Below are 24465 nucleotides of genomic sequence, written 5' to 3' on the forward strand. Positions count from 1 at the left end.
GAGCCTCAGCTCTCGTCCTTCATCGCCTTCACTGCGCCGAGGAAATCCGCCCACACCTTGCTGCGTCGGGCACGCTCCTTGACGATGTGGTCGACATAGGCACGGACCTTCTTCACATCCTCCGCATTGTCCTTGATGATCACGCCCTGCAGCTGCCGGCCGATATGGGCGCCGCCGACATCGCCATTGCCGAGAAATGCCGCCTCCAGCGCGGCCGCATGCGCGATGTTGACGGCCTCCGCGGTCGACATCACCGCGGCCGGCTTTGACAGCGGCACATGGTCCTTGGTCTGGCCGCGGCGCAGATCCTGGAAGGTCGTGACCAGAAGGTCGGTGACCTCGTCGGGAAAGTTCACGGTGATGTCGGCCTGGCCGAGCCGCTTGCCGACCTCCTGGCGGATCAACTCGATCTCGAGTGCCGAATCGGTCAGCGGCACCACGGTCTCGAAATTGAAGCGGCGCTTCAGCGCGCTCGACATCTCGTGCACGCCGCGGTCGCGCAAATTGGCGGTGCCGATCACCGAGAAACCCGGCGCGGCGTAGACGCTGGCGCTCTCGCCGAGCTCGGGCACCGTCATCACCTTTTCCGACAGCACCGAGATCAGCACGTCCTGAATCTCGGGCGGACATCGCGTCAACTCCTCGACGCGGACGACGCGGCCGAGCCGCATCGCTTCCATCACCGGGGAGGGGACCAGCGCGCGCGGCGTCGGGCCCTCGGCGATCAGCAGCGCATAGTTCCAGCCGTAGCGGACATGGTCCTCGGTGACGCCGGTCGATCCCTGCACGGTCAGCATCGAGGAGCCGCTGATCGCAGCCGCCAGCAATTCCGACAGCATCGACTTGGCCGTGCCGGGCTCGCCGACCAGCATCAAACCTTGCTCGCTCATCAGCGCGACGAGCGCGCGCTCGACCAGCGCATCGTCGCCGTAGAATTTGCGGCGGATAGACAGCTTGTTGTCGCCGAGGATGAAGCTGCGCACTGCGCGGGCGGAGAGTGCCCATCCGGGCGGGCGCCGGCCCTGATCGGACGCTTTGAGCGCCGCGAGCTCGTCGGCAAATCTCGCTTCGGCGCTCGGGCGCAGCTGCAACGCGTTTCGCTGTTCCATTACCAGGCTACCTTGTTGCGCCAGTCCTCGGCAAATCCGCTGCCGGCGCTCGCAATCTGATGCAGGTCGTTCCAGACTTCGCTCAGCAGCACCGGCGGCACGTCGTTGAGCGCAAGCTGCGCGCCATAGCTCGATCGGCCGCCCTTGCGCGGGCGCACGAACTTGGCGGCGACCAGCGCCACCGCACGATTTTCTTCCGGTAGCGGCGATCCCGTGAACTCGATCACGGCATTGATGCCGATGCCGCCGAACGGCTTGATGTATTGCGTGAACCAGCCGCCGTCCTCGGCCTGCGCGCGCTCATAGCCGAGTTTTTGCGCCGCGCTGCGCAGCTTGAAGGCCTCGATGATGTGGCCGGCGCGATCGTCGATCGAGATGCCGGTGGCACTCGCCAGCACCGGGCGGTCGAGCTGGTTGAACAGCGGCTCGACCTTGTAGTCGTCGAGATGCTGTTTCCAGGCCTCGCTCTGTTCTGCCGTGAGCAGCGAACGGTGCGCCAGCTGGATGGCAACAAAGGCTTCGGGATCGACAGCTTTGTCGCTGCTGTCGGTCAGCGACAGATCCTCGAGCGGCCGGAACGACCCGATCAAGTCGCCTTGCGCATCCAGTCCAAGCCAGATCAGGCGCTGCACCAGCCGCCCGACGATCGGGTGCTCGAGCAGGAAGCGCTTCCATTCGGCGAGCTGCCAGCGCCGGCCGACGCAGAGCGCCTCGTAGAGCCGCTTGGCCTGGAATTCGTGAACCTGCTTCAGCTCCTTCTTGGCGTTCGACAGCGCCTTCTTGGCTTCCGCAGCGCTTTCCTTGTCGGGGCCCTCGCTGACCTGCGGCAGGGCCTTCACCACCTTGCCGTCGGGGTTGTAGAGCGTCAGCACGTCTTCGGCGTCGAGCTTGGCCTGATAGAGGCGGGTGCCGATTTCGAGATCGAGAATGCCGCGCTCGTCGAGGCCTGCCGTCGGGATGGTGCGGTCGGCCAGTTCGTCGGTGCTCCAGCCGCGTTCGTCGGCGATCCGTTCGACCAGGGCCTGCGCCAGCAGTTGGACCGAGTTGGTGCGATGGCGGCGCGCGATCGACAGCAGCATCTGCAGCGCGGCGGACGACGGATTGCCGCTCAGATATTCCGTGACCGCCTTGACCTGTGCGACCCGGGTGTAGTGATCGCGCATGTAGGTGCGGACCATTTGGACCGCGAAGGTGCCTTCCGCACGGGTCGCGAGCCCAAGGATGCCGCGGTCAGCGTGGGCGTTGTTGAGATAGATGCCGAGCTTCTCGGCACGCAGGTCGGCGAACGCCTTCTCATAGGTGTAGGAGCGGTAGAACTCGTTGTTCCAGCGCTTGGCATAGCCCTGATACTGGTCGTAGCGCGCCTGGGCATGCGCCTTGGCGTGGGCGTTGGCTTCGTCTTCCGAGCAATGCGCGGCGTCGTAGCGCAGGAAGCTGCCGAGGATATGGCGGCCGAGGGCTTCGGCACTATCAGGCGCGAGCTCGTCGAGCCAGAGCGAGAACAGTGTGTTGCCGCCGGGCTGCGCCAGCTTGCCGGCCAGTGCGATCCACCAGCGCGGCACGTCCGACGGAACGGTGCCACCGCTGGCCCAGCTCAACGCGGGCAGGCTGTCGAGCGGAAACCAGGCGATATCCTTGGCCTTCTTGCCCTTGAGGCCGGCTGCGGCTTCCTTGATCAAAATCTCCGGCGAGACGTAACTGGAGATGTCGACATCAAGCCGGCGCAAGGCGCCGAGGATGGCCGCGCGCACCAGCTCGGACTTCTCCTTGCCGAGCGCCGTCTTGAGCGGCTCGATGCTGCTCTTGGCGCCGATCGCGCCGAGCATCTGCGCAACGCCCGAGCGCACGTCCTGCTTGCTGTCGGACAGGAACGGCACCAGGCGCTGCTCGATGCCGTCGATGTCGAGCAACAAGGAGCGCGCCGGCGCGTTGAGGGACTTCTTGGTCGACAGCGCGTGGGTCAGCACCGTGTTGAAATAGCGCGCCGGTAGTTTTGGAAACAGCCGCAGCAGCCCGAGCGCGTTCAAGGTCGGCGGTTCGCGGAAATCGGTCGCCGCCGCTTGCCCGAGCGCCTGGTCGAGTACGTCGAATTGCGCCGCGAGATACGGCCAGACCGCCTCGGCGGGCAGGTCTTCGGAAATGCCGGCATTCAGCGCCTGCACCGCCAGTGTCTTCGCTTCGAGTCCCGGTTGGATCAGCGCGGCGAGGGTTCGCAGGTCGTTGCCATTGGTCAGTCGCGCATGGATCGCACCGTGGATGGCGCCATGGCCGTTCATCAGGTTTGAGATCAACCAGATGTGGTTCCTGCTTGAAGCGGCAAGGATGGCGCGCGCGCGGCACAGATGCCACAGCGTGAGGTCGGGACTGTTGAAGGGCGGTTCGGCCGCCGCCTCGACGCCGTAGGGCGCGAAGACTGAATAATAGCCGATCTTGGAAATCTCGGCCTCATCGATCGGACTGTCCGTGGCCAGCAGTGCGCAATATTTGTCGACGATGGCGGGATCGACTGCTTTGGGCTGCACCGGTGCAGTCCAGTTCTTGCGTTGCTCGGCGGTGGCGTTGTCGTGGCGTGCCTTCTGGTTCTCGTAGCTCTTCATCCACTGTGCGTAGGCCTTGTCGAGCAGGCCGAGATATCCGGCCTTGACGCTGTCAGGCAGCGGCGCTGGTCGCGGCATCGCCGCGAGCGGCGGGCAAAGCACCTCGGTGCCGTCAGCGGCGAGGTAGCCGTCCGCGCCGTCGGCGCTCAGCGTGCGCGGCGCCGCTGTTGCTTCGTCGCGAACGACGGCCGATCCCATCCCCAGTTCGATGACCTTGCGGACCGTCTTGGATGTTTCCTTGGCGAGATGGTTTTCGAGCACCGGCCGCGCCGCTTCGCCCAACACCAGCGGCAGCAACTGCGCGGCTTGCGCGCGCGCCGTCGGATTGCCGTCGGCCAGGGTCTGCGTGGCGCTGGCGGCGAGCGCCTCGGGCGGAGAGGCGAGCAGGGCGTTCTGCGCGGCTTCGCGCACCGCCTTGCTCGTGGACAACAGGTACTGCTGATAGATGAAGTGAAAATACTCGTCCCTGATCAGGTCGAACTGCTTCAGGATATGAATGATGGTGGCCTGGGACGGGCGGTCATATTTTGCGAATGCCGCCATGACAGCCTGCTTTTCCGTCGAAAGATTATTCTTGAAATCGAACTTCGATGCGACGTCGTAATTGTGAAAGTAGTATTGGCTGCTCTTCTCGAGCACGAGCAGGTCGAGCGCGAAGAGGGTTGCGTTGTCGTCCGGGTCGCGCCAGTTCAGGACGGCGTTGAGATCGGCGCGCGGCTTCTGCTCCGATCCATACGAGAGATAGGCCCGGAGCCACATCGGGCTCGGTCCCTCGTGGCCGTAGAGGCCATAGCGCGATCCTCTCTGAGGCGCGGTGATGACCTCGAAATAGCGACGCATCCAGACAGCTTGCGGTCCGTGCTGGCGCTTGAGAACATTGCTGCGGGCGAGGGCCGCCTTCTGCACCGCAGCCTGCGTTGCCGCATTGCCGGTGTGTGCGTAGGAGCTGAGCGCCGTCTGGACAGCGTTCGCCTGCTGCTCGAGTTGCAGCAGCACGGAACTGTGCTCGCCGTTGAGGACATAGGCGATGGTGCGCTGTGCGAGGTCGGGGCTGATCGCCTCCAGCCGTCTGAGGTCAGTCGCGATATCCGCTGCTGTAGCCCTGTCGGCGTCCGTGGCGGGCAGTCCCGCCGATTTGCCGATGCCGATCACCGATTTGATGAAATCAAACATGGGTGCAATCTGGATTTAGAAAAGGGATCCTGCCATCGCCGACGTCGGCGTGGCGCGCAATCGGAGAAGAGTCATCACGTCATGGTAGCGTCCGTAGATCACGGCTGCACGAACGAGTACGCAACTTGGCCGGCGGAACGCGGCGGGAGCCGCATGCCGCGATAGCATCGGAGGCAGCAGTATCGTCTAAAGAACATGGCTCAATTCTGATCCGAGGCCTTAGGAACATCGCAACGCTCCTGACGCTTGTCCGCAATGATCCGGCTTCGATGCCCGGCTTGGCGCTGGCGCCGGCGTTGGAAAACGCATATAGCCGAGCGGCGCATCGGCGCTTGTCTGCCTCGGCAAGCTGTTGAAGTTGCTGATCTCTTCTCTCGCCCTCGAACACGCCACCAATCCCGCTTCCATTTGGTCCGTCCGACCAGGCCCGAACAGAACGCCGCTACCCGCGCGTTTTGGGGAGGGCAATGCCGTCTCGCAACACCGGTCGCGTAGTTTGTCGGATGCAGGGGCTTGCCGGTTCGGCGCTGCGGGCCGCAAGCACCTGTTTCCCTGATTGCCGCGCCGAACGCCTGTCCACCCGGAGCGCCCGATGACGCTGCTGAGCTATGCCTACCGTATCGTCTCCAATTTCGTGTTCCTGGGGCTGGTCTACTTCACGCTGAACGTGCTGGGGCAATATTCGCAGCGCGCCACCGTCGCGATCCTGCTGCTGGTCTATGCGGCGATGCATGCATTCTCCGCGGTGCGCTCCTTCTATTTCTTCCAGCGCATCGAGCGGCTGGAGGGCGAGACGCGCCGGCTGGCGTCGGCCGCGGGCGAGGGGCCCAATTCGGCGGCATCGCGCAAGCGGATCGTCGCCGATGTCACCGGGCTCAGGCATGCCGGCGAAATCAAATCCTATATCGACCTGCTCTTCCTGGCGCTGGTGATCCTGCTCTGCATCGCCAAGATCGTCACCAATTAGAGTCTAGTCGGCCACGCGTTTGGCGATCGCGGATGCTTCTGCACGCGGCGCGCGCTTGGCGATATGGAGTGGACGGCCGTTCGGCTTCGGCTGCGCGGCAGGTTGAGCGTCCGCATGGCCCTTGCCGTGCGCCGCGGCGGGGGCGTGATGCGCGGCCTGCTTCGGATGCCTCGCCTGGCGCGCGGAGATCGCCTGCGCGCGCGGCGCCGAGCTGGCTGCCGCATCGGGCGCACGCTGGGCGAGCTTGCGGCCGCCAGGCGAGCGCGCTGCGAGCAGCGTCAGGCCGAGCGCTTCGGGAACGCGAAACACGTCAGCGGCCGGAATCGGCAATGTCGCCATCGGCGCCAGCTGGGCGAGCCGCGGCTGCGGCCACAGCGTCCGCCGAACCGGGGCGAGGCGGGTCCGCGGCGCGTGGTCGAGCATCTCGGCGTCGCGCCAATCCAGGTCGGCGAGCACCGGCGCCGGCAATGTCCGCGTCTCGGTGAAGACGAAATTCGGTACCCTCGGCCAGCGCGAGATCGCCACTGTCTCCGACGGCGGATGCAGGTACCATTGCTGCGGCTCGGTCGGCGTCGCCGGACGATCAGCCGCCGCCGGCACGACGTGGACGATGCGATAGCCGCGCTCCTTCAGCGTGGCCAGGATCCGCGGCAGCGCCGCGACGGTGCGCGGCTGAATGTCGTGCAGCAGCAAGATGCCCTTGCGCTTGGCCTCGATGCGCTGAATCGCGAGGTCATAGACCCGCTGCGGCGAGACGTGGCGCCAGTCGTCGGCCGGGAAGTCGGCGCTCCAGGTCTGGATGCCCTGCGAGGCCAGATAGTTCTCGACGATCTCGGCGCGCATCAATCCGGGGATTCGGAAGAACGGGGCGAGCTTGCTCTTGTCGCCGTTCAGCGCGGCCAGGGTCGAGGCGATGCCGTCGTCGATTTCCTGCCGGGCCCGCTCGAGCGGCATCCGGTCCATGGTCAGCGGATGGTGCTGGCTGTGGGTGCCGACGGTGTGCCCGGCCGCGATCAGCTTGCGCACGCCTTCGGGGTTGGCGTTGGCTTGGCTGCCGATGATGAAGAAGGTCGCCTTGACGCATTGGCTGGCGAGGATCGCCAGCACCTGGTTGGAGTATTTCGGCAGCGGCCCGTCGTCGAAGGTCAGCACCACCTCGTGATCGGCCAGCGGCAGCGTCTCGCGATACTGCATGGTGCCGATCCGCGGATGCTCCCTGGGATCGACCACCAGGGTTCGTGAGGTGCCGAGCGCGTTGGGGTTCTGGCAATCCGCGGCGAGGGCGCCCTGCGGCGTCATGAAGCAGCAGCTGAGCAGCGCCGCGCCGATCACGGTCAGCGACCGCTTCCGGATAGTCGTCAGGACGTTCGCAATCATCGATCTCGGCCGCATTCCAAACGCACTGACGAATCCCTTAAGTGTGGCGCCATGAATGCCGCCTTAACGGTCTGTAATCCAGCCCCTATTCCGGGTTCAACGTGTCCGGTCCGACACGGTTTTCATCGCCGCCGGGACGATGTGGACGACATGGTAATTGTGCTCCTGCAGATACCTTAAAAAGGCCGGCAGCATCTCGGCGGTCCGCATTTGCGGGTCATGCAGCAGGATAATTCCCTTGCGGGCGGCCTCGAGCCGTCCGGTGAGCAGCTTGAGCTCCTCCTCGGGCGTCATCCTGACCCAGTCGCTGGCCCAGAAATCGGCCCCGAACACCGCAATACCGCGCTTTTCGAGGTGGTTCAGCAGCTCGGGCGTCGACTCGAAATAGGGGAACCGGAAGAACGGCGTGGCCGGGATCGTGCTCGCGGTCCCGCGCAGGGCCATCCCCACCGCCTCGATCCCCCGATTGATGTTGGCTTCGGCCTGTTCCGCCGAGAGCTTGTTGAGATGAGGATGGTCCCAGGTGTGATAGCCGATGGTGTGGCCAAGGCGCACGACCTTGCGGACCATATCGGGATGATCAGCCGCGTTGCGCCCGACCATGAAGAAGGTGGCGCGGACGCATTCGGCCGCCAGCGCCGTCAGCACCTTGTCGGTGACGACAGGCGTCGGTCCGTCGTCGAAGGTCAGCACCACCTCGCGATCGCGCAGCGGCAGGGTCTGCGGAAAGCTCTTCAGCCCGACCCGCGGATAGGTCGCAGGATCGACCTCGAGCACCCGCGCGGTGCCGAGCGCGTCCTTGCGTTGGCACTCGGCGGCCTGCGCCGGGGCGATCAGCGCAGCCGGCGCGAGGGCGACCAGCGTCGCGATGGCGCTCAAGATCGACCGTGGTCCGCTCGACATCTTTCTCATTGCGCAGGGCCCCGCCGGTTCGGTAATCCGGTCCGCACTAATCAGACCAGTTTTCCCCTCCTGTCAAACCTTCGAGACGCGGCATGGCCGAGGAAATCGACGTTGCCCGATCCGCCGAGACCCTGCTCGACCGCACCCCGATGCGGGACGAGGAGGGCCAGCTCCGCCACGAATTCGTCGCGGCGATCACCAGCGCGATCCACGCCGCCGACCGGCCGCTGCTGTGCGAGGTGGTGGCGGAACTGCACAAGGCCGACCTCGGCGACCTGATCGCGGCGCTGGAGCCCGAGGACCGCGTCACCCTGGTCGAGATAACAGGTGCGGATTTCGACTTCTCGGCGCTCAACGAGGTCGACGAGGCGGTCCGCGAGGAGATCCTCGAGGAACTCGAGCCGGAGACGGTCGCCGAGGGCGTCCGCGAGCTCGAATCCGACGACGCCGTCGAGCTGCTCCAGAGTCTCAACGAGGAGGACCAGGAAGAGATCCTGGAGAAGCTGCCGGCGGCCGAGCGCGAGGACATCGAGCGCAGCCTGCTGTATCCGGAAAACTCCGCTGGCCGGCGGATGCAGACCAAGTTCATCGCGGTCGCCCCGGATTGGACCGTCGGTCAGGCGATCGACTACATGCGCGACACGCCCGATCTGCCGGATCGATTCTACGAAATCTACGTGGTCGACGCCGACAAGCACTGGCTGGGCGCGGTTCCGCTCGACGTGCTGCTGCGCGCGCGCCGCCCGGTTCCGATCACCGACCTGGTCGACGAGGACCGCCGCCGCGTCTCCGCGCTGGAGGACCAGGAGCAGGTGGCGCGGATGTTCGGCAAGTACAATCTGGTCGCAGCCCCCGTGGTCGACACCACCGATCGCCTGGTCGGCGTCATCACCATCGACGACGTCGTCGACGTGATCGAGGAGGAGGCCGACGAGGACCTCAAGGCGCTCGGCGGCGTCACCCATCCCGAAGAGCTCTCCGACACGGTCTGGACCATCGCCCGCGGCCGCTTCAACTGGCTCTTGGTCAATCTCGCCACCGCGTTCCTGGCCTCCTCGGTGCTCGGCCTGTTCGAGGGCCAGCTCGAGAAGATGGTGGCGCTCGCGGTGCTGGCGCCGATCGTGGCGAGCCAGGGTGGCAATGCCGCAACCCAGACCATGACGGTCGCGGTGCGCGCGCTCGCCACCCGCGAGCTCGGCTCGTTCAATGCGCTGCGCGTGGTGCTGCGCGAGACCATGGTCGGGCTGGTCAACGGCATCGCGTTCGCCGTCATCACCGGGATTGCCGCGGTGGCCTGGTTCAAGATCCCGGGCCTTGGCCTCGTCATCGGCCTTGCGATCATCTGCAACCTGGTCGCCGGCGCGCTCGGCGGCATCCTGATTCCGATGGTGCTGGAGCGGGTGCGGGCCGATCCGGCCGTGGCCTCCGGCACGTTCGTCACCACGGTCACCGACGTGGTCGGGTTCTTCTCCTTCCTCGGCATTGCAACGCTGTGGTTCGGGCTGAAGTAGCGTAGCGTTTTCGAGCGAAGTGGCGCCCGGTTCACGGGAAGAAAACGCCTCAGACGAGGGCAGCTTTATCGTTAATCGAGCCTTAACGCGCTCCATGCATAATGCCTCCATCTTCCAGGGGGCCATCATGCGGCGCTTGCGGCTCAAGGCGGACGGACGGATCGTCGAACTGCGCGACGGCAGGGAATTTCCGCTTGCCCCGGCCGAACCCGCACCCACGTCGGCGACCACGCAGCCCGCGGTGCGCGACCTGCGCCGCCGCGCCCAGCTCACCCAGCTCGAATTCGCCGCCAAGCTCGGCGTACCCGTGGAAACCATCCGCAACTGGGAGCAGGGCAAGCGCGCCCCGCGCGGACCCGCCCGCGCACTGCTCGCCGTGATCGCCCATTCGCCGGAGACGGTGTTCGCCGCGCTGGCGAGCGAGCCGACGGCGGCGTGACGCACGGGTGTTGGTTTGATTCAAGTGTCAAACAGCTAGCTCGGCGTCATCACCCGCGCAGGCGGGTGATCCAGTATTCCAGAGGCAGTCGTTGTTGAGCCGATGGGCCGCGGCGTACTGGATCGCCCGGTCGAGGCCGGGCGATGACAGCTGTGGGTGAGGACGCAGTTTTGCCATCTCGCGACATGATTTGTCCGAGCTTTGCGTTTCGTTTCGCCGCTCTGTGAACAGAGGGCGCAGGGAAAGCCGGGTGCCGATTGCACCCATGGGCCCGGTGCAACAAAAAAGCACCGGGGTAGGACCACAGGTGTAACCGGAAACAACCCGGCTTTCCCTGCGCGATGGGTTACGGCTTATACGTGCTCTCCCCGGCGAGACTGGGCTTTTTTGTCACCGTCCTCGCAAGACGCATTCCCATCCTGCGAGAAGACACCTGCCACTAGGGCGTCAGGCCTGCACGACTTCACCGTCCGCCTCGCATGCCGTCGTCACTGGCACACGCGGCGTCCACCGCATCTCACCGCAACACTATGACGATGCGCAGCGCCCCTCGATCGGGTGAGACGGCGCGCATTAAATCCGTGACTTGGGGTGCCTGTCAAGAACAAATTCGGAAAATGCGAAGATGATCTCCATAGGGCAGGAACGACCTCCTGCGGTTTGCGTCGGCATAATATGTGGAGCCACACGCCGACACCACGAGCCCATGGCAAAGCCGGAACAGCCGCTGACGAAGCCGCCGAGCAGGGCGGCAAGATGGGTGCGGGCGGAATTTCGTCCCGAGACCCGTCACCGCGTCTGAGTTGCAAGTCCCGTTGACAAATCGATGCGCCGCGCTCTATCTGCGCGAACGGGGAAGCGGTCTCCCCGCGAGGCGACATGCCCAAGAATCGCGTCCATACATCGAAGGACGCCGCATGTCTGCATTTTGCTTCTCCTCTTTTCACATTCTGCGATGCGCCAAGGCGTGGGGCATTTGCGTGGCGGTACTGGCGCTCGGTCCAGCTCAGGCGGAGGATCAGTTCAGGATGCTGGACGGGAAGCAGATCAGGGCGCGCGTCGTTGGCATGGACATCACCGATGGACCGCATTGGTCGATGCATCTTCGTCCCGACGGCGCCCTGATCGGCGAAGAATCGGGAAGCTCATGGACCGGAAGCTGGGCGATCCGCAACGACCGGCTCTGCATGACCGTGCCGGGCAGCACATCGGCCGACTGCAATGAAGTCTGGATGTCCGGAAAGTTCATCAGAATGCGCGCAAACAATGATCAGGAGACGGTCAACGCGATGGTCGTGGCACATCGCGCGAAGCGATCAGACCTGCCGGTTCCAGCGTCACGACCGAGGTGAAAACGTGCTCGTTCTACGAACAAAGCCCGTCACGGCGAGTTAGTGCACAGTTCTGACGAGGAAGTGAGACACCCATGAAAAATTCTACATCACTCGCTGCGTTATGCGCTGTCGCGTTGACCTTCGCATTCTCCGGGAGCGCTGCAAAAGCGCAATCTGCGCCTGTACAACAGGCACAGCCGCCCCAGCAGGCGGAGCAATCCCGCGAGCGGGACCGCAGCCGGGCAGAGGACGTCAAGATCGGACGCGACTGGAAGGCTCAAGGTGGCGAGAACGATCACGCGGGGCAGGCGCCGCCGAACGACGACCATCAAACCGTCGGCCGCGACTGGCGCGCGCATCCGGAGAACCGGGATCGCCAATAGACTATCGAGGCAGACTTGGCGAGGTCTGGTGCGCGGCATGACCTTCGAAGAAGGAAAGCGGAAAACCAAAGGTCAAGCCCGCACGAATTTCGTTCACCGGATGCCCACCGGTGAGCGCGTGCCGGACCGCGACGTCGAAGCTGAGATCGTCGCGCACGCGATAGATCAACCCGACCAGGCCAGAGAACGTTTCCTCTTTGCCAAACTCGTTCTCGTAAAATATCTCGGCGACGGGACGCACCGTCCACGTCGCCGGCCCCTCGACGATCGCGCCGAGGAATACATCGGCATGATGGTCGCGGGTGATGGCAGTCTCGGCGTTCAAGTGAACAGTGCCCCAATCCCAGCGCTGCGAGACGATACCAGCCAGGCTGACCCCGGCGCCTGAATTGCCGGTGCTGTCCGGCAGGAGAACACCGAACTCGGTCGCGATGCTCGGGCCGGTCTTGTCCTGCAGGCTGCCGGGCACAACCACGTGTTTGAGAAACGCGCCGGCGGCGGTCAGGCTGGTCGGCCCCGACGGAGAAAGCGGCGTTTGCCCCTGGCCCTCGAAGACAGCTTCCCAATCTTCAGTCAAACCGTAATTGATGACCCAAGCCGGTGCGATCAGGCTCGTTCCGCTCTCATCGCGCAAGCGCCCGGCCGGCTGAAGCTCGATCTCTATTTCTCCCTTTTTTGCGACCGCGGCATCGGTGCCGTCGAACGGGCGATAGGCCCACGCTGGACCAGACCAGACCGCCAACGTCAAAGCGACCGTCACGCGCAGCGCAAGGTATCTCGAGAAGCTGCCGAGGCTCCAGCCGGGTTCGCGCATGCGCCGCCTCCTACAGAGTCAATCTCAAGGCATCGGCTTGAACACCCAGATCGCCGCTGGCCCGGCGGCGCCCGCACGGACCGCAACCAGCAAACGGTCCATCTCCGGCACGAACAGCGACGTTCGCGCGCCCGTTGCCGTCGGCAGGCGCGCGATCCGTCGATAAGCCGCTCCATCGATTTCGAAAACGTCGACGTATCCCCCGCCGCAGCTCACATAGATGCGTCCGCGCTTTGCATCGACGAAGAGGTCGTCGACATCGCCGCAAGTCTCGGCGATTGCGACCGCCTTGCCGTCGGTCGAGAAGGCGGCAAGCTCGGAGGGACTGCGGTACACCAGGAGAACGCGGTCCCGGTCGCGATCGATGGCCATCGCAAAATTGCCGCCTTTGTCCAGCGGCCAGTTGGCAAGCTGTTTCCCGGAAGCGCCGTCCACCACCGCGACCGCGCGCGCGTCCGGCAGGTTGACAAAGATGCGGCCGGTCTCCGGATCGATCTGGAAGCTTTCCGGATGCGCCTTCAGCGGAACGCTTTGAACCTTGCTGCGGGTCAATGGGTCCAGGACCGCCAGGCCGCCGCTGCCAAAGCCGACGATGACACGTTTACCCGCCGCATCGACCCGGATGTTGTCGGCATCGCTGCCGAGTTCGATCCGCCCCGTCGCCTTGTACTCGTTGGCCTCGTAGAGCCGTACCGATCCGTCACCGGCATTGGCGACATAGAGGGTGTCGGTCGACGGCTCATAGCCGACGCCTTGGGGTTCGCTCAATCCGGTAATGGTTCGAAGCAGACGGTGTGCCGCGAGGTCGACGACGCCGACGCTGTCGTTGCCGAGCTCGGCCACGAACAGTCGCTGACGCTTCAGGTCGACCGCCAGGTGATCGATCCGGCCGTTGATATCGCCGAGCGGGATCTTGGTTTCGAGCTGGAGCGGCGCCTTGTCTCCTGCCGATTCGGCTGCCGCTGCCAGCATCGGAACGAGCGCCTCGATCCGCTGCACGATCTGATCGCGGGTCGCCTCATAGTCGTCGATGCCCAAGGGAATGCCGGACCAGTAGGTCACATCGGCGCGGCCGCGCTGCTCCGGGGGAATTTGATCGAACGCCACCACGCGGTCCGCCGCAATCATGTCGTCCGCGGTCAGTTGTTGCGGCGTATTGGCCGCCTCCAGACCATCCAGTGCAAGACCGTCCTGAACCCTGACCGGAACAGACCGATAGAGATCGATGCCGCGCGAGATCGCCCTGAACGGCAGTCCGCGTTCCTGCGCGGCCCCGTTGAAATAGGCAGCGGCCATCTGGCTGTTGACCACGCCGTGTTGGCAGACAAAGACGATGGTCTTTGGCTCACCCGCCGGCGCGGACGCGGCCGATACCGTCAGGATCGCAAAGACAGCAGCCACGAGGCGCAGCCTTGCCTGAACATTCCGGACCACGGTTCGCATCTTAGCATCTCACTTCAATTCCGGTCCGCGGGTTGGACGATCCCGTCGAATGCGAGCCCGAGCCCGGACGGCACCAGTTCGATGCGCTCGCCGCTGAGCGTCACCGCGTAGCAACCGTCGTCGTTGTCCCCAAGCCGAAGGCACAGCTGGTCTTTGTCGATCGACCACGTCCCGACCTTCTTCGTGCCCATCGAAAAGCTTCGCAGCGTACCGTCACGCTCGTAGACGAGGCGGTAGTGGACCTCATCCGTCAGCTGCATTCCCGCGAGCCTGGCCCTGATCTGGGCGCCGGTTAGCCTTCGAGCGTCCGCGGCAGCGAAGCCGTCGGATGCCAGCAACATCAGTCCGACGGCCGCTGCGGCAGCAACGACCAACGTATGCTCAACTCCAATGCGTACGGATGCCCGCGTCATTTCTTGCAGGACTTCACGCACATCTTGTACTCGGATTTGCAGGTCGGCCCGGCATAGTTCTTCATGCACGCCTTCTGTTGGTCGGCGCAGACCTTGCAACTGGTCTGTCCGAATACAACGTCGATGCTCGCAAGGACCCCGATCGCGGCCGTCAAGACAACGGCGAAACTCCATATCGCCTGCCGCGGACCGTTCACACGGATCAGCCGCCTACTGCTTGTCGTTTCGAACATCGCCATCACCGCCGTGCTTCCCCATAAGTGATTTGGTCGAACAGCGTCACACTGTCGGCCTTGGTCCACAGCCCGATTTTGCCGGCGTCGACGAAGGTGGAATCCTCGACCTCGAACAGCTGTTTGCCGTTGAACGACACGCGGTACCGTGAGCCGCTGAAGTCGACGCGCAGGCTGTGCCAGACGTCGGACGGAACCTTGACGTTGATGCCATACCCTCCCTTGCGGCCGACAATGTCGAGCTGGCTGCGGACGCCGTTGACAGTCTTGTAGAGAACAACGTTGTCCTCGAGCGCGTTGGCCCGGGTGACATAATAGTTGTTGGCGTCCTTCGCCCGCCAGACGATGCCGGCGGCGCGATCCTGCGATCCCGCGATGGCCTTGAACTTGATCTCGACAAAACCGTCCTTGATGCTGCTGTCGTTCTTCAGCAGCAGCGGGTAGGTCGCGCGGCCGGATTGCTTGAGCACCTTGGATTTCGACGGCGCGGTCTCGTCGCTTTCGACCGTCCATTTTGGATCGCCCGAACCCGTGAGGGTGGAGGTCCAGCCCTCGGGCGCGACGCCGGTCTGCGGGCTCTCGAAACTGATCGCATGGTTCGACATGGCACTTGCTCCGGTGAAGAAAAGCGCGGCTGCGATGATGGCCGCGCGCCGTTGTGGATGAGACATCGGCAGACTCCTGTTTACTCAAGGAGCCGCACTGGCCATCGCCTTCCGGGCATCGCCCGTGGCTTCGAGGGATTGCTTCGGCCAGGCTCCGGCGGCGGATCAATATCCGGCGGCTTCCGCTCGGATGCGGACCTCAAGAGAAAAACGCTGAGAGGAGGTGGGGGATCGCTTTGGTCCATGTGTGCAAATTCCTCGACACGTCGAGCTATGCACAGTCCTTGGACCGAGGTCTCAAGGGGAGACTGCAGTTCCCCTACGGCCGTGATAATCCACGGGAGCGGTAAAAGCAATACGGCCACGACGCTGCGTTAGGTTTCGCATCGCCCGCCAAATAACCGGTGTCATCACCCGCGCATGCGGGTGATCCAGTATTCCAGAGACGGCAGTGATTGAACCGAGAGGCCGCGGCGTACTGGATCGCCCGGTCCCGTCTACGCCAAGGCTTCGACGAGGCTTGCGATCTTGGGCACGCCGTAGCTTTAGCGGAGGCGGCGAGCCGGGCGATGACGGCGGTGGTGGAGACGCGACCGCGCCGCGAGCTCTCGCATGCGGCACCAAGCAAGGCTAGACTTCGAGCCACTCCTTGCGGATGCGGCCGTTGTCGGCGAGTGCCGCCGGGGTGCCCTCGAACACGATGCGGCCGTGGCCCATGACGTAGAGACGTCGGGAAATCCGCAGCGCAATGGTGAGTTTCTGTTCCACCAGCAGGATCGCGGTGCCGCGGCGCGCGATTTCGTCGAGCAGCGTGCCGACCTGTTCCACCAGCTTCGGGGCGAGGCCCTCGGTCGGCTCGTCGATGATGATGAGATCCGGGTCACCCATCAGGGTCCGGCACATCGTCAGCATCTGCTGCTCGCCGCCCGACAGCACGCCGGCCGGATTGTCCTGCCGCTTGGCGAGATTGGGAAACAGCGAAAATACGTCCTCGAAAGTCCAGCTCCCGGTCGCGCCCGCGCGCTTCAGGCCAAGCTCGAGGTTTTGCTTCACGGTGAGACCCGGAAACACCTGGCGGTCTTCCGGCACGTAGCCGATGCCGACATGGGCGATCTGATCGGGCCGGAGGCCTGCAATCGAGCGGCCCTTGAAGTCGATCCGGCCGACCGGCGGCACCAGCCCGATGATGGTCTTGCACACCGTCGAGCGGCCGACGCCGTTGCGGCCGAGCAGGCTGACGATTTCGCCCTCGGCGACCGAGAGATCGACGCCTTGCAGGATGTGGCTCTTGCCATAGAAAGCGTGGAGATCGCGGACCTCGAGCATCATGCCGCCACCGTGCCGAGATAGGCTTCCTGGACCGCCGTATTGCCGCGAATGGCAGCCGGTGCGTCCGAGGCGATCACCTCGCCATAGACCAGTACCGTGATGCGGTCGGCAAGGCCGAACACCACGCTCATGTCGTGCTCGACCATGATCAGCGTCTTGCCTTCGGATACGGCGCGGATGAGCGCCACCGCGCTCTCGGTCTCGCTGTGGCTCATGCCGGCGGTCGGCTCGTCGAGCAGGATGATCTCGGCACCGCCGGCAATCGTGATGCCGATCTCGAGTGCGCGCTGTTCGGCATAGGACAACAGCCCGGCCTGCACGTTGCGGCGGTCCGACAGTTTGAGCCGTTCCAGCAGCCGGTCGGCGGCCTCGTTCAATGCTTTCTGCTGCCCGAGCAGCCGCCAGAACGAATAGCGGTAGCCGTGCGACCACAACAGGCCGCAGCGGATGTTTTCGAACACGCTCATGCGGGGGAAGATCGAGGTGATCTGAAAGCTGCGCGACAGGCCGAGCCGGTTGATCTCCTGCGGCGCCAGATCGGCGGTCGACCGCCCGTTGACCGTGATCGCGCCCGAGCTGATCGCAAAGCGGCCGGAGATCAGGTTGAACAGCGTGGTCTTGCCGGCGCCGTTGGGGCCGATGATGGCGTGACGCTCGCCGCGAGGAATCGCGAGGTTGACGCCGCGGATGATCTCGGTCGGGCCGAAACTCTTGCGCACCTCGCGCAGTTCGACGGCGGGCGTGGCGGCGACACCAGTGCTCACGACACCGCCTCCTGCGTCTTGACGATGGCGATGCCGGCGTCGATCTGCCGCTTGATGCTGTCGGCCTTGGCGCCTTCCATCAACGCGTCCCAGCGTTCGCGAAAACTGCGTGCTTCGCGCCGCAGCCACAGTCCGCCCAGCATGAGCGCTCCGAGCGCGATTACCCATGGCATCGGCGCCATGGTGTCGATGGTGTTGCCCGCGATCGTGAATGTCTTGCCCTGGGCCGCGCCGATCGTGGTGAAGGAGGCCAGTTCGACCAGCAGCACGAAGCCGAGCAGGACCAGCAGCGCCGGTGGAAACGCGCGTGCATAGGGCAGCGCCAGCTCGCGCAGCCGTCCGGCGCGCCAGATCGGCGCGTGCATGAAGATCAGCCCGATCAGGCCTCCCGGCGCGTACATCACCATGACGATGAAAAGCACGCCGACATAGAGCAGCCAGGCGTTGCTGAGCAGGCTGACCCCGCTTTGCAGCAGCACCACCACGACGGTGCCGAGGATCGGACCGAAGAAGCCGCCGGCGCCGCCGATATAGACCGCGAGCAGCGCGTTGGCCGACTTCGCCGCAGACACCGTGTCGAAGGTGACGATCTCGTAGATCAGCACGTACAGGCCGCCGGCGATGCCGGCGAAGAAGCCAGCCAGCGTGAACTGGTAGAGCCGCACCATGCGGGGATCGTAGCCGACGAACTGGGCGCGCTCGAAATTGTCGCGGGTGGCATTGGCCATGCTGCCGAGCGGCGTCTGGGTCTGCAGCCGCATCAGGGCCGCGGCGATGAAGGCCCAGACCAGCACCAGGCAGTAGACCTGCCAGGGCGAGCTGTATCTGACGCCGAGCACGCTGGTATCCATCACGCGGTCGATCGGGATGCCGCCTTCGCCGCCGAAGAAGCCCATGAACATCAGCGCCGCGGCCGAGACCAGTTCGCCGAGCCCCATCGTGATCATGGCGAACGCGGTGGCGCGCTGCTTGGTCACCAGCCAGCCCAACACGTAGCCGAAGAACAGCCCGCCCAGTCCGCCCGCGAGCGGCACCAGTTCGGTCGGCAGCCAGAACGCGCCGGCCTTGACGAGCAGCACGACATGCGCCGCGCAATAGGCGCCCATGCCGAGCAGCACGGCGTGCCCGAACGACAGCAGGCCGGACTGGCCCATCAGCATGTTGTAGGAGAGCGCGAAGATCGCCATCACGCCGATCTCGCTCATCAGCGTCAGCACGAAGCCGGAATGGCGGCCCTTGCTCCAGTCGTAGAACAGGAACGGAATCGCCAGCAGGACGACGAAGGCGAGCAACCACGGCCAATGGCGGCGCAGCATGTTCATGTGTCACGCGTCCCCATGAGCCCGCGCGGCCGGAACACCAGGATCAGCACCAGCAGCAGAAACGGCAGCAGGGCGCCGACTCGCGGCAGCGTCACGTTGAGAACTTCTGCAAACGGCGTGCTCGAGGTCACGGTGAAGCCGAACTTGGCCAGCAGATCGGCCAGCGAGACGTCGAACACGACGGCGAAGGTCTGGATCAATCCCATCAGGATCGAGGCGATGAAGCAGCCGGTCAGCGAACCCAAACCGCCGAACACGACGACGACGAACACGATGGGTCCCATGGTGAACGCCATTGCCGGCTCGGTGACCTGGTAGTTGCCGCCGATCACCCCGGCGAGCCCCGCCAGCGCGGTGCCGGCGGCAAACACCAGCGTGAAGATCCGCGGCACGTTGTGGCCGAGCGCCGAGGCCATATCGGGATGGGTCAGCGCGGCCTGGATCACGAGGCCGACGCGGGTCCGCGTCAGGCCGAGCCAGATCGCTCCGAACATCAGCGCCGAGATCGCCAGCATGAAGGCGCGATAGGCCGGGAATTGCGTGCCGTAGATCCGGAACAGCGGGAAATCCAGCAACTCCGGCACCCGGTAGGGCACCGGCAGCAGGCCCCAGGTCATCTGCACGACCTTCTCGATGATCAAAGCAAGGCCGAAGGTGAACAGCAATTCGGCGATGTGGCCGTTGCGATGGACGCGCCGCAATCCCCACATCTCGATGGCGGCGCCGATCAGCCCGCACAGCAGCGGTGCAATCACCAGCGCCGGCCAGAAGCCGATGTGAACGCTGATCGTATAGGCGAAATAGGCGCCCAGCATGTAGGCGCTGGCATGGGCGAAATTCAGCACACCCATCATGCTGAGGATGAGCGTGAGCCCGCTCGCCAGCATGAACAACAACATGCCGTAGACGAGGCCGTTCAGGAGCGAGACGACGAAGACTTCCATGGCACCGGCCCCACCGCAAGGTACGACGCCTGCTTCCCTGTCGACGGGAAGCAGGCGACTGTTGTGCCGGTCAGGCGCCGGGGCGCTTCATCTTGCAGGTGTTGGGCTGATCGATATCCTTGGCGAGGATCGTCGCCGAGGTGGCCCAGCCGAGGCCGGTGCCTTCGGCGTCATACTTGACGCCCTTCTTGAAGGTGCCGACGAAATATTCGCTGATGATCTGGTGGTCTTCCTTGCGCATCTTGGTGTCGAAGCCGAGGAAGTCCTTGACCGTGAGGTCCTCCATCGCGGTGGCGACCTTGGCCGGCTCGACCGAACCCGCCTTGTTCACCGCGGCCTGCAGATACTCGAAGATGGTGCGGAAGCCGGCAGCGGAGAAGTCGAACTTGTGCTTCTCGCGGAATCCGTTGGTGAACGCTTCGGCTTCCTTGTTGCCGATCTCCGGCGCGACGTTTTCGCCGTAGGACATCACGGCCAGCACGCGGTTGTCGCCGCCGGCGCCGATCGCGGTCGGCCCGCCGGCGAGATGGGCGTAGAAGGTGTAGTAGCGCAGATCGGCGCCGGCATCGATGCCGGCCTTGATCAGGAGGTTCATGTCCGGCCCCCAATTGCCGGTCAGCAGGGCCTGGGCGCCTGACGCTTTGATCTTGGTGATGTAGGGCGAGAAATCCTTGATCTTGCCGAGCGGGATCAACTCGTCGCCGACCACCTGAATGTCGGGCCGCAGCTTGCCGAGATAGTTCTTCACCTCGCGCTGCACCGACTGGCCGAACAGATAATCCTGGTTGATCAGATAGACCTTTGTGGTTTGCTTTGGCAGCGCGCGGACCATCACCTCGGCCTTCATGCCGGCATGCAGGTCGAAGCGGAAGTGCCAGAAGCTGCACTGCTCGTTGGTCAGCTCCGGCGCCACCGCCCCGCAGTTGAGATAGATGATGCGGTTGTCCGGGTTGCGGTCGTTGTGCTTGTTGACGCCGTCGATCAGCGCGGCGGCGATGTTCGAGCCGCTGCACTGCATGATGAAGGGCATGTTCTGGTCAGTGGCGCTCTTGAGCGCGATCAGCGCGTCCGACGGCTGCGATTTGTTGTCGAACGGCGCCAGTTCGAACTTCTTGCCGAGCGCGCCGCCCTTGGAATTGATGTAGTCGATGATGTACTGCATCTGCTTCAGGTTGGCGTCGCCGACCTGCGCGAATGGCCCTGAAAGCGGATCGGTGTAAGCAACCTTGATGGTGCCTTGTGCCAGCGCCTGACCGCCACCGGCGATCGCGAGCAGGAGTCCGAAGAACGCCGTCAACCACTTGCCTCGCAGCATGGTGCAGTCCTCCCCTGATGTGTCCGCTTTTTTGTTTTTGCGGCGCTGAAGCAAAATCGTAACACGGACCCGGCGCCCGCCGCCACTGGGAATATTCCGCGAGGTGCCTCGTCATTCAGCAGCGGATGTCCGGCGCATCCGCATCGTCCACATTCCACCATGCGGGATTCGAGGGCGCCGTTCTTGTACGGCTGGCCGCAGGGATCAGCGCGCCCGGCCGCTCGTCGGCGCCGACGCCCATTGCCGGAACACCTCGCGGGTCGCGTCGTTCATCGGGAAGAAGCTTTCGATGCGCAGCTCCTGCAGGGTGATGTCCTGCGGCGTGCCGAGAGTGGCGAGCGTCGTGAACAGCTCGAGCGTGACCGCGCCTTTGGCAAATCGCATCGGCAGCACCGGGCCGCTGGCCGTCTCGGCGGATGGCGCGGCGAGGCTTGCTTGCACGCCGGCGTAGCCGCGCAAGCGGTCGCGCAGCGCCGCGGTCTCTGCCGTTCCGTCGGCGGCGGCATCGGCCTCGACGCTGCGCACGAAATAGGCGACGACTTCAGGCCAGTTGGTGAGGTGAGGGCGCAGCACGTCCGGCGCGACCAGCGCATCGGCGAGATTGACCGCGGCGCCCGGGTCGAGCGGGCCGACCAGAAATTCCACCATCGCCACGGCGCCGTTGTTGGCGTGCAGCAGATTCCAGCGGCGGTCGACCACCACCGCCGGATATGGCTCCTGCTGCGCCAGCATGAAGTCGAGCGCCTGCCGGATCGGCGCCAGCGCTTCGGCGCCGTAGGGCGTCTCCGACCAGGTCGGCGCAAAGCCCGCGGCCAGCAGCAGGTCGTTCGACTGCCGCAGCGACAGCGCGAGCGCCACCGACAGGCGCTGCACCATCTCGCGGCTCGGCCGCGTGCGGCCGAGCTCGAGGAAGCTGACATGGCGCTGCGAGCAGTCCGCAATCGACGCCAGCTGCAGCTGCGACAGGCCGCGCCGCTTGCGCGCGTCGGCCAGCCGCGATGGAAAGCTCGATTGCATGGTCATGACTACCTGGCACGTAGTTGATTGCCGACAGACGCGCGGCGATAGTGCCGAGCAAGAAGCTGCACGACAAGTGCCGCCGGCAAAGAGGATCGAACAGATGAAGGCTGTGTTCGCCGGATCGTTTGCGGTCCGTCTGGTCGAGCCGGTGCGGCGGCGCCTGACCATGCCGTGCGAGATCGTCGCGGGCGACGAAGCTGCTGTCGTCGATCAGCTCGGCGATGCGGATGTTCTGGTCTCGATGGCGTTCACGAAACAATTTGCCTCTGCGGGCGCGAAGCTGCGCCTCGTGCAGGTGCCGGGCGCAGGCCTCGACCGCATCGACCGGTCGCAGCTCCGCTCGGGACTGGCGCTCGCCAATGCCTACGGCCACGAGGCCGGGATCGCCGAATACGTCATGGGCGCCATGATCGCGCTGACGCGAAATTTTCAACGCATCGACCAAAAGCTCAGGGCCGGCCAATGGGAGAGCCAGTGGTCGGTCGATGCGCCGGCGCCGCCGCTGTGGCCGGAGGTTGCCGGCAAGACGCTCGGGATTTTGGGGTTTGGACATATCGGCGAAGCGCTGGCGCGGCGCGCCCACGCGTTCGACATGAAAGTCTGCGCCGTCAGACGGCAGGCGCAAGCCGATGTGCCGCGCGAGCTGATGTTCGTCGGCGGGCCGGAACGGCTCGACGAGTTGCTCGGTCTCTCCGACTATCTCGCCATCACGCTGTCGCTCTCGCCGGAGACGCGCGATCTGCTCGACGCCGACAGGCTCGCCCTGATGAAGCCGCAAGCCTATTTGATCAACGTGGCGCGCGCAGAAATCGTCAACGAGCAGGCACTGTTTGACGCGCTCGCTGCAGGACGGCTCGCCGGCGCTGCGCTCGACGTCTGGTACCGCTACCCGACCGCTGCAGGCGTCACGCCGCCATCCACGGCGCCGTTCCATACCCTGGGCAATGTGATCATGACGCCGCATGTCTCGGGCTGGACCAAGGGCATGCTCGAATCGCGCGCCGGGCTCATCGCTGAAAATATCGAGCGGACGGCGCGCGGCGAACCGCCGCTCAACGCGGTCGCGGCGGCGAATTGATCATGCCGGCGGAGCAGGGTGCAAAACATTGGCAGGCGCGGCTGCCGTTCTACTATGGCTGGCTGATCGTCGCGATCGCCTTCGTGACCATGGCGATCGGCGTGACCGGGCGCACCGCGTTCTCGCTGCTGCTGCCGCCCTTGATCGACGAGTTCAAATGGGACCGCGGCCTTGCGGCAGGCGCGTTCTCGTTCGGCTTCCTCGTCTCGGCCGTGCTGTCGCCGATCGTCGGCCGGGTGATGGATGCGCGCGGTCCCCGCATCGTCATCCTCAGCGGTGTCGCGCTGATGTCGGCCGGCCTGTTGCTGGCGCCGTGGATCGCAAGCCCGTGGCAGCTCTATGCGACGCTCGGGGTCGCGGTCGGCGGCGGCGCCAACATGATGACCTATACCGCGCACTCGCAATTCCTGCCGAACTGGTTCGTGCGCCGGCGCGGGCTCGCGATCAGCATTGCGTTCGCGGGGGCAGGGGTCGGCGCCGTGCTGCTGCTGCCCTGGCTGCAGGGCATCATTCTGACCGAGGGCTGGCGCGCGTCCTGCGTCGCGATGGGATGGCTGGTGTTGCTCGGCATCGCACCGCTGGCGCTGCTGGTGCGGAAGGGGCCGGCCGATGTCGGGCAAAACCCGGATGGCGACAAGACGCCGATCGACAAGACAGCGGGCAGGGGCGCCGCCGCGATCGTCGATCCCGCCTGGGCGGCGACCGAATGGACGCTCGGCCGCGCGCTGCGCACGTTTCGATTCTGGTGCATCGCGCTCGGCTATTTCCTGGCGCTGATCGCCTGGTACGCGGTGCAGGTGCACCAGACCAAATACCTTGTCGAGATCGGCTTCTCGCCGCTGGTCGCGGCGTGGGCGCTCGGCGCGGTCAGCGTCATCGCCATTCCCGGCCAGATATTGCTCGGCGGCTTGTCCGACCGGATCGGCCGCGAGTGGATCTGGACCGCGGGCTGTCTCGGCTTCGTGATTTCCTATGCAGCGCTGCTGGCGCTGGAGTTCTGGCCGTCGCACGCGCTGCTCTACGCCATGGTGTTCGCGCAGGGCTTCTTTGGCTACGCGCTGACCTCGGTGATGGGACCGATCGTTGCCGAGATCTTCGAGGGACCGCATTACGGCGCGATCTTCGGCACCATCACCATCGCGCTGATCGGCGGCGGCGCCGCCGGGCCCTGGATGGCCGGCGTCATCCATGATGCGACCGGAAGCTATCGGCTCGCCTTCGTGTTGATCATCGCCTTCTGTCTGATGTCAGCCGTGGCGATCTGGATTGCGGGGCCACGACACGTCCGCCTGGTGCCGGGACGCGTGCCGCACTGACGGCGCAGGCCGAACCCTGCCTAACCGCTCACCAGTGACCTGCTCAAAGACAAGGCATGTACGTCGATAAATGTCG

The 24465-nt window shown here is 65.0% G+C and carries 22 protein-coding genes; 7 read left to right on the forward strand and 15 right to left on the reverse strand.

Features of this window, described 5'->3' with window-relative positions:
• Nucleotides 1-5: 5 nt before the first annotated feature.
• Together CI41S_RS30605 and CI41S_RS30610 are read right to left on the reverse strand one after the other, a co-directional pair.
• Nucleotides 6-1109 carry an ATP-binding protein gene (locus tag CI41S_RS30605; RefSeq protein WP_139862903.1) on the reverse strand — a complete coding sequence of 368 codons (1104 nt, stop codon included), beginning with the start codon at nucleotides 1107-1109 and terminating at the stop codon, nucleotides 6-8.
• Nucleotides 1109-4879 (reverse strand): DUF4132 domain-containing protein, encoded by a 3771-nt coding sequence (locus tag CI41S_RS30610; protein ID WP_139862904.1) that lies wholly within the window; start codon nucleotides 4877-4879, stop codon nucleotides 1109-1111. The genes CI41S_RS30605 and CI41S_RS30610 overlap by 1 nt, the downstream gene beginning before the upstream one ends.
• A gap of 592 nt (nucleotides 4880-5471) precedes the next feature.
• Between CI41S_RS30610 and CI41S_RS30615 the strand changes: the two genes are divergently transcribed.
• Entirely contained in the window at nucleotides 5472-5846 is a 375-nt protein-coding gene (locus CI41S_RS30615) for a hypothetical protein (protein ID WP_139482332.1), read from the forward strand.
• Between the two features lie 3 nt (nucleotides 5847-5849).
• On the opposite strand, the gene CI41S_RS30620 is transcribed toward CI41S_RS30615, so the two are convergent.
• Both CI41S_RS30620 and CI41S_RS30625 read right to left on the reverse strand, forming a co-directional pair.
• Nucleotides 5850-7223 (reverse strand): polysaccharide deacetylase family protein, encoded by a 1374-nt coding sequence (locus CI41S_RS30620; protein ID WP_139862905.1) that lies wholly within the window; start codon nucleotides 7221-7223, stop codon nucleotides 5850-5852.
• A gap of 96 nt (nucleotides 7224-7319) precedes the next feature.
• Nucleotides 7320-8135, reverse strand: a complete 816-nt coding sequence (locus CI41S_RS30625; protein WP_139862906.1) for a polysaccharide deacetylase family protein — start codon at nucleotides 8133-8135, stop codon at nucleotides 7320-7322.
• A gap of 83 nt (nucleotides 8136-8218) precedes the next feature.
• Between CI41S_RS30625 and mgtE the strand changes: the two genes are divergently transcribed.
• From mgtE to CI41S_RS30645, 4 genes are all read left to right on the forward strand, one after another.
• Nucleotides 8219-9637: a magnesium transporter gene (gene mgtE, locus CI41S_RS30630; RefSeq protein WP_139482334.1), complete on the forward strand. Its 1419-nt coding sequence runs from the start codon at nucleotides 8219-8221 to the stop codon at nucleotides 9635-9637.
• Between the two features lie 127 nt (nucleotides 9638-9764).
• Nucleotides 9765-10076, forward strand: a complete 312-nt coding sequence (locus tag CI41S_RS30635) for a helix-turn-helix domain-containing protein (RefSeq protein WP_172628248.1) — start codon at nucleotides 9765-9767, stop codon at nucleotides 10074-10076.
• Between the two features lie 980 nt (nucleotides 10077-11056).
• Nucleotides 11057-11428: a hypothetical protein gene (locus CI41S_RS30640; RefSeq protein WP_244626738.1), complete on the forward strand. Its 372-nt coding sequence runs from the start codon at nucleotides 11057-11059 to the stop codon at nucleotides 11426-11428.
• A 74-nt stretch (nucleotides 11429-11502) separates the two neighbouring features.
• The gene (locus CI41S_RS30645; RefSeq protein WP_139862907.1) at nucleotides 11503-11793 is read left to right on the forward strand and encodes a hypothetical protein; all 291 of its coding nucleotides are present in this window, start codon (nucleotides 11503-11505) and stop codon (nucleotides 11791-11793) included.
• Nucleotide 11794: 1 nt separating this feature from the next.
• On the opposite strand, the gene CI41S_RS30650 is transcribed toward CI41S_RS30645, so the two are convergent.
• The 11 genes from CI41S_RS30650 to CI41S_RS30700 form a co-directional block, all read right to left on the reverse strand.
• A complete protein-coding gene (locus CI41S_RS30650) occupies nucleotides 11795-12607 on the reverse strand; it encodes a hypothetical protein (RefSeq protein WP_139862908.1) in 813 nt (270 codons plus the stop codon).
• Between the two features lie 24 nt (nucleotides 12608-12631).
• Complete coding sequence (locus CI41S_RS30655; protein WP_244626739.1) at nucleotides 12632-14008, reverse strand: arsenate reductase/protein-tyrosine-phosphatase family protein; 1377 nt, start codon at nucleotides 14006-14008, stop codon at nucleotides 12632-12634.
• A gap of 56 nt (nucleotides 14009-14064) precedes the next feature.
• Nucleotides 14065-14424 carry a hypothetical protein gene (locus CI41S_RS30660; RefSeq protein WP_139484145.1) on the reverse strand — a complete coding sequence of 120 codons (360 nt, stop codon included), beginning with the start codon at nucleotides 14422-14424 and terminating at the stop codon, nucleotides 14065-14067.
• Nucleotides 14425-14459: 35 nt separating this feature from the next.
• Nucleotides 14460-14702, reverse strand: coding sequence for a hypothetical protein (locus CI41S_RS30665; protein WP_244622333.1), 243 nt, complete (start codon nucleotides 14700-14702; stop codon nucleotides 14460-14462).
• Nucleotides 14702-15301 (reverse strand): 3-keto-alpha-glucoside-1,2-lyase-like domain-containing protein, encoded by a 600-nt coding sequence (locus tag CI41S_RS30670; protein ID WP_139862910.1) that lies wholly within the window; start codon nucleotides 15299-15301, stop codon nucleotides 14702-14704. The genes CI41S_RS30665 and CI41S_RS30670 overlap by 1 nt, the downstream gene beginning before the upstream one ends.
• Nucleotides 15302-15931: 630 nt before the next feature.
• Nucleotides 15932-16627 carry an ABC transporter ATP-binding protein gene (locus CI41S_RS30675; RefSeq protein ID WP_139862925.1) on the reverse strand — a complete coding sequence of 232 codons (696 nt, stop codon included), beginning with the start codon at nucleotides 16625-16627 and terminating at the stop codon, nucleotides 15932-15934.
• Complete coding sequence (locus tag CI41S_RS30680) at nucleotides 16627-17394, reverse strand: ABC transporter ATP-binding protein (protein WP_244626740.1); 768 nt, start codon at nucleotides 17392-17394, stop codon at nucleotides 16627-16629. The genes CI41S_RS30675 and CI41S_RS30680 overlap by 1 nt, the downstream gene beginning before the upstream one ends.
• Nucleotides 17391-18716, reverse strand: a complete 1326-nt coding sequence (locus tag CI41S_RS44660; protein WP_139862912.1) for a branched-chain amino acid ABC transporter permease — start codon at nucleotides 18714-18716, stop codon at nucleotides 17391-17393. Before CI41S_RS44660 ends, CI41S_RS30680 begins: the two co-directional genes overlap by 4 nt.
• Complete coding sequence (locus tag CI41S_RS30690) at nucleotides 18713-19660, reverse strand: branched-chain amino acid ABC transporter permease (RefSeq protein ID WP_139484149.1); 948 nt, start codon at nucleotides 19658-19660, stop codon at nucleotides 18713-18715. The genes CI41S_RS44660 and CI41S_RS30690 overlap by 4 nt, the downstream gene beginning before the upstream one ends.
• 70 nt (nucleotides 19661-19730) lie before the next feature.
• Nucleotides 19731-20975: a branched-chain amino acid ABC transporter substrate-binding protein gene (locus tag CI41S_RS30695; protein ID WP_139862913.1), complete on the reverse strand. Its 1245-nt coding sequence runs from the start codon at nucleotides 20973-20975 to the stop codon at nucleotides 19731-19733.
• A gap of 204 nt (nucleotides 20976-21179) precedes the next feature.
• Nucleotides 21180-21998, reverse strand: a complete 819-nt coding sequence (locus tag CI41S_RS30700) for an MmyB family transcriptional regulator (protein ID WP_172628249.1) — start codon at nucleotides 21996-21998, stop codon at nucleotides 21180-21182.
• Between the two features lie 97 nt (nucleotides 21999-22095).
• On the opposite strand from CI41S_RS30700, the gene CI41S_RS30705 reads away from it, so the two are divergent.
• Together CI41S_RS30705 and CI41S_RS30710 are read left to right on the forward strand one after the other, a co-directional pair.
• The gene (locus CI41S_RS30705) at nucleotides 22096-23073 is read left to right on the forward strand and encodes a 2-hydroxyacid dehydrogenase (RefSeq protein ID WP_172628250.1); all 978 of its coding nucleotides are present in this window, start codon (nucleotides 22096-22098) and stop codon (nucleotides 23071-23073) included.
• 2 nt (nucleotides 23074-23075) lie between these two features.
• Complete coding sequence (locus tag CI41S_RS30710) at nucleotides 23076-24389, forward strand: MFS transporter (RefSeq protein WP_139862916.1); 1314 nt, start codon at nucleotides 23076-23078, stop codon at nucleotides 24387-24389.
• Nucleotides 24390-24465 lie beyond the last annotated feature (76 nt).

Source organism: Bradyrhizobium ivorense (assembly GCF_900696085.1).
GTDB lineage: Bacteria > Pseudomonadota > Alphaproteobacteria > Rhizobiales > Xanthobacteraceae > Bradyrhizobium > Bradyrhizobium ivorense.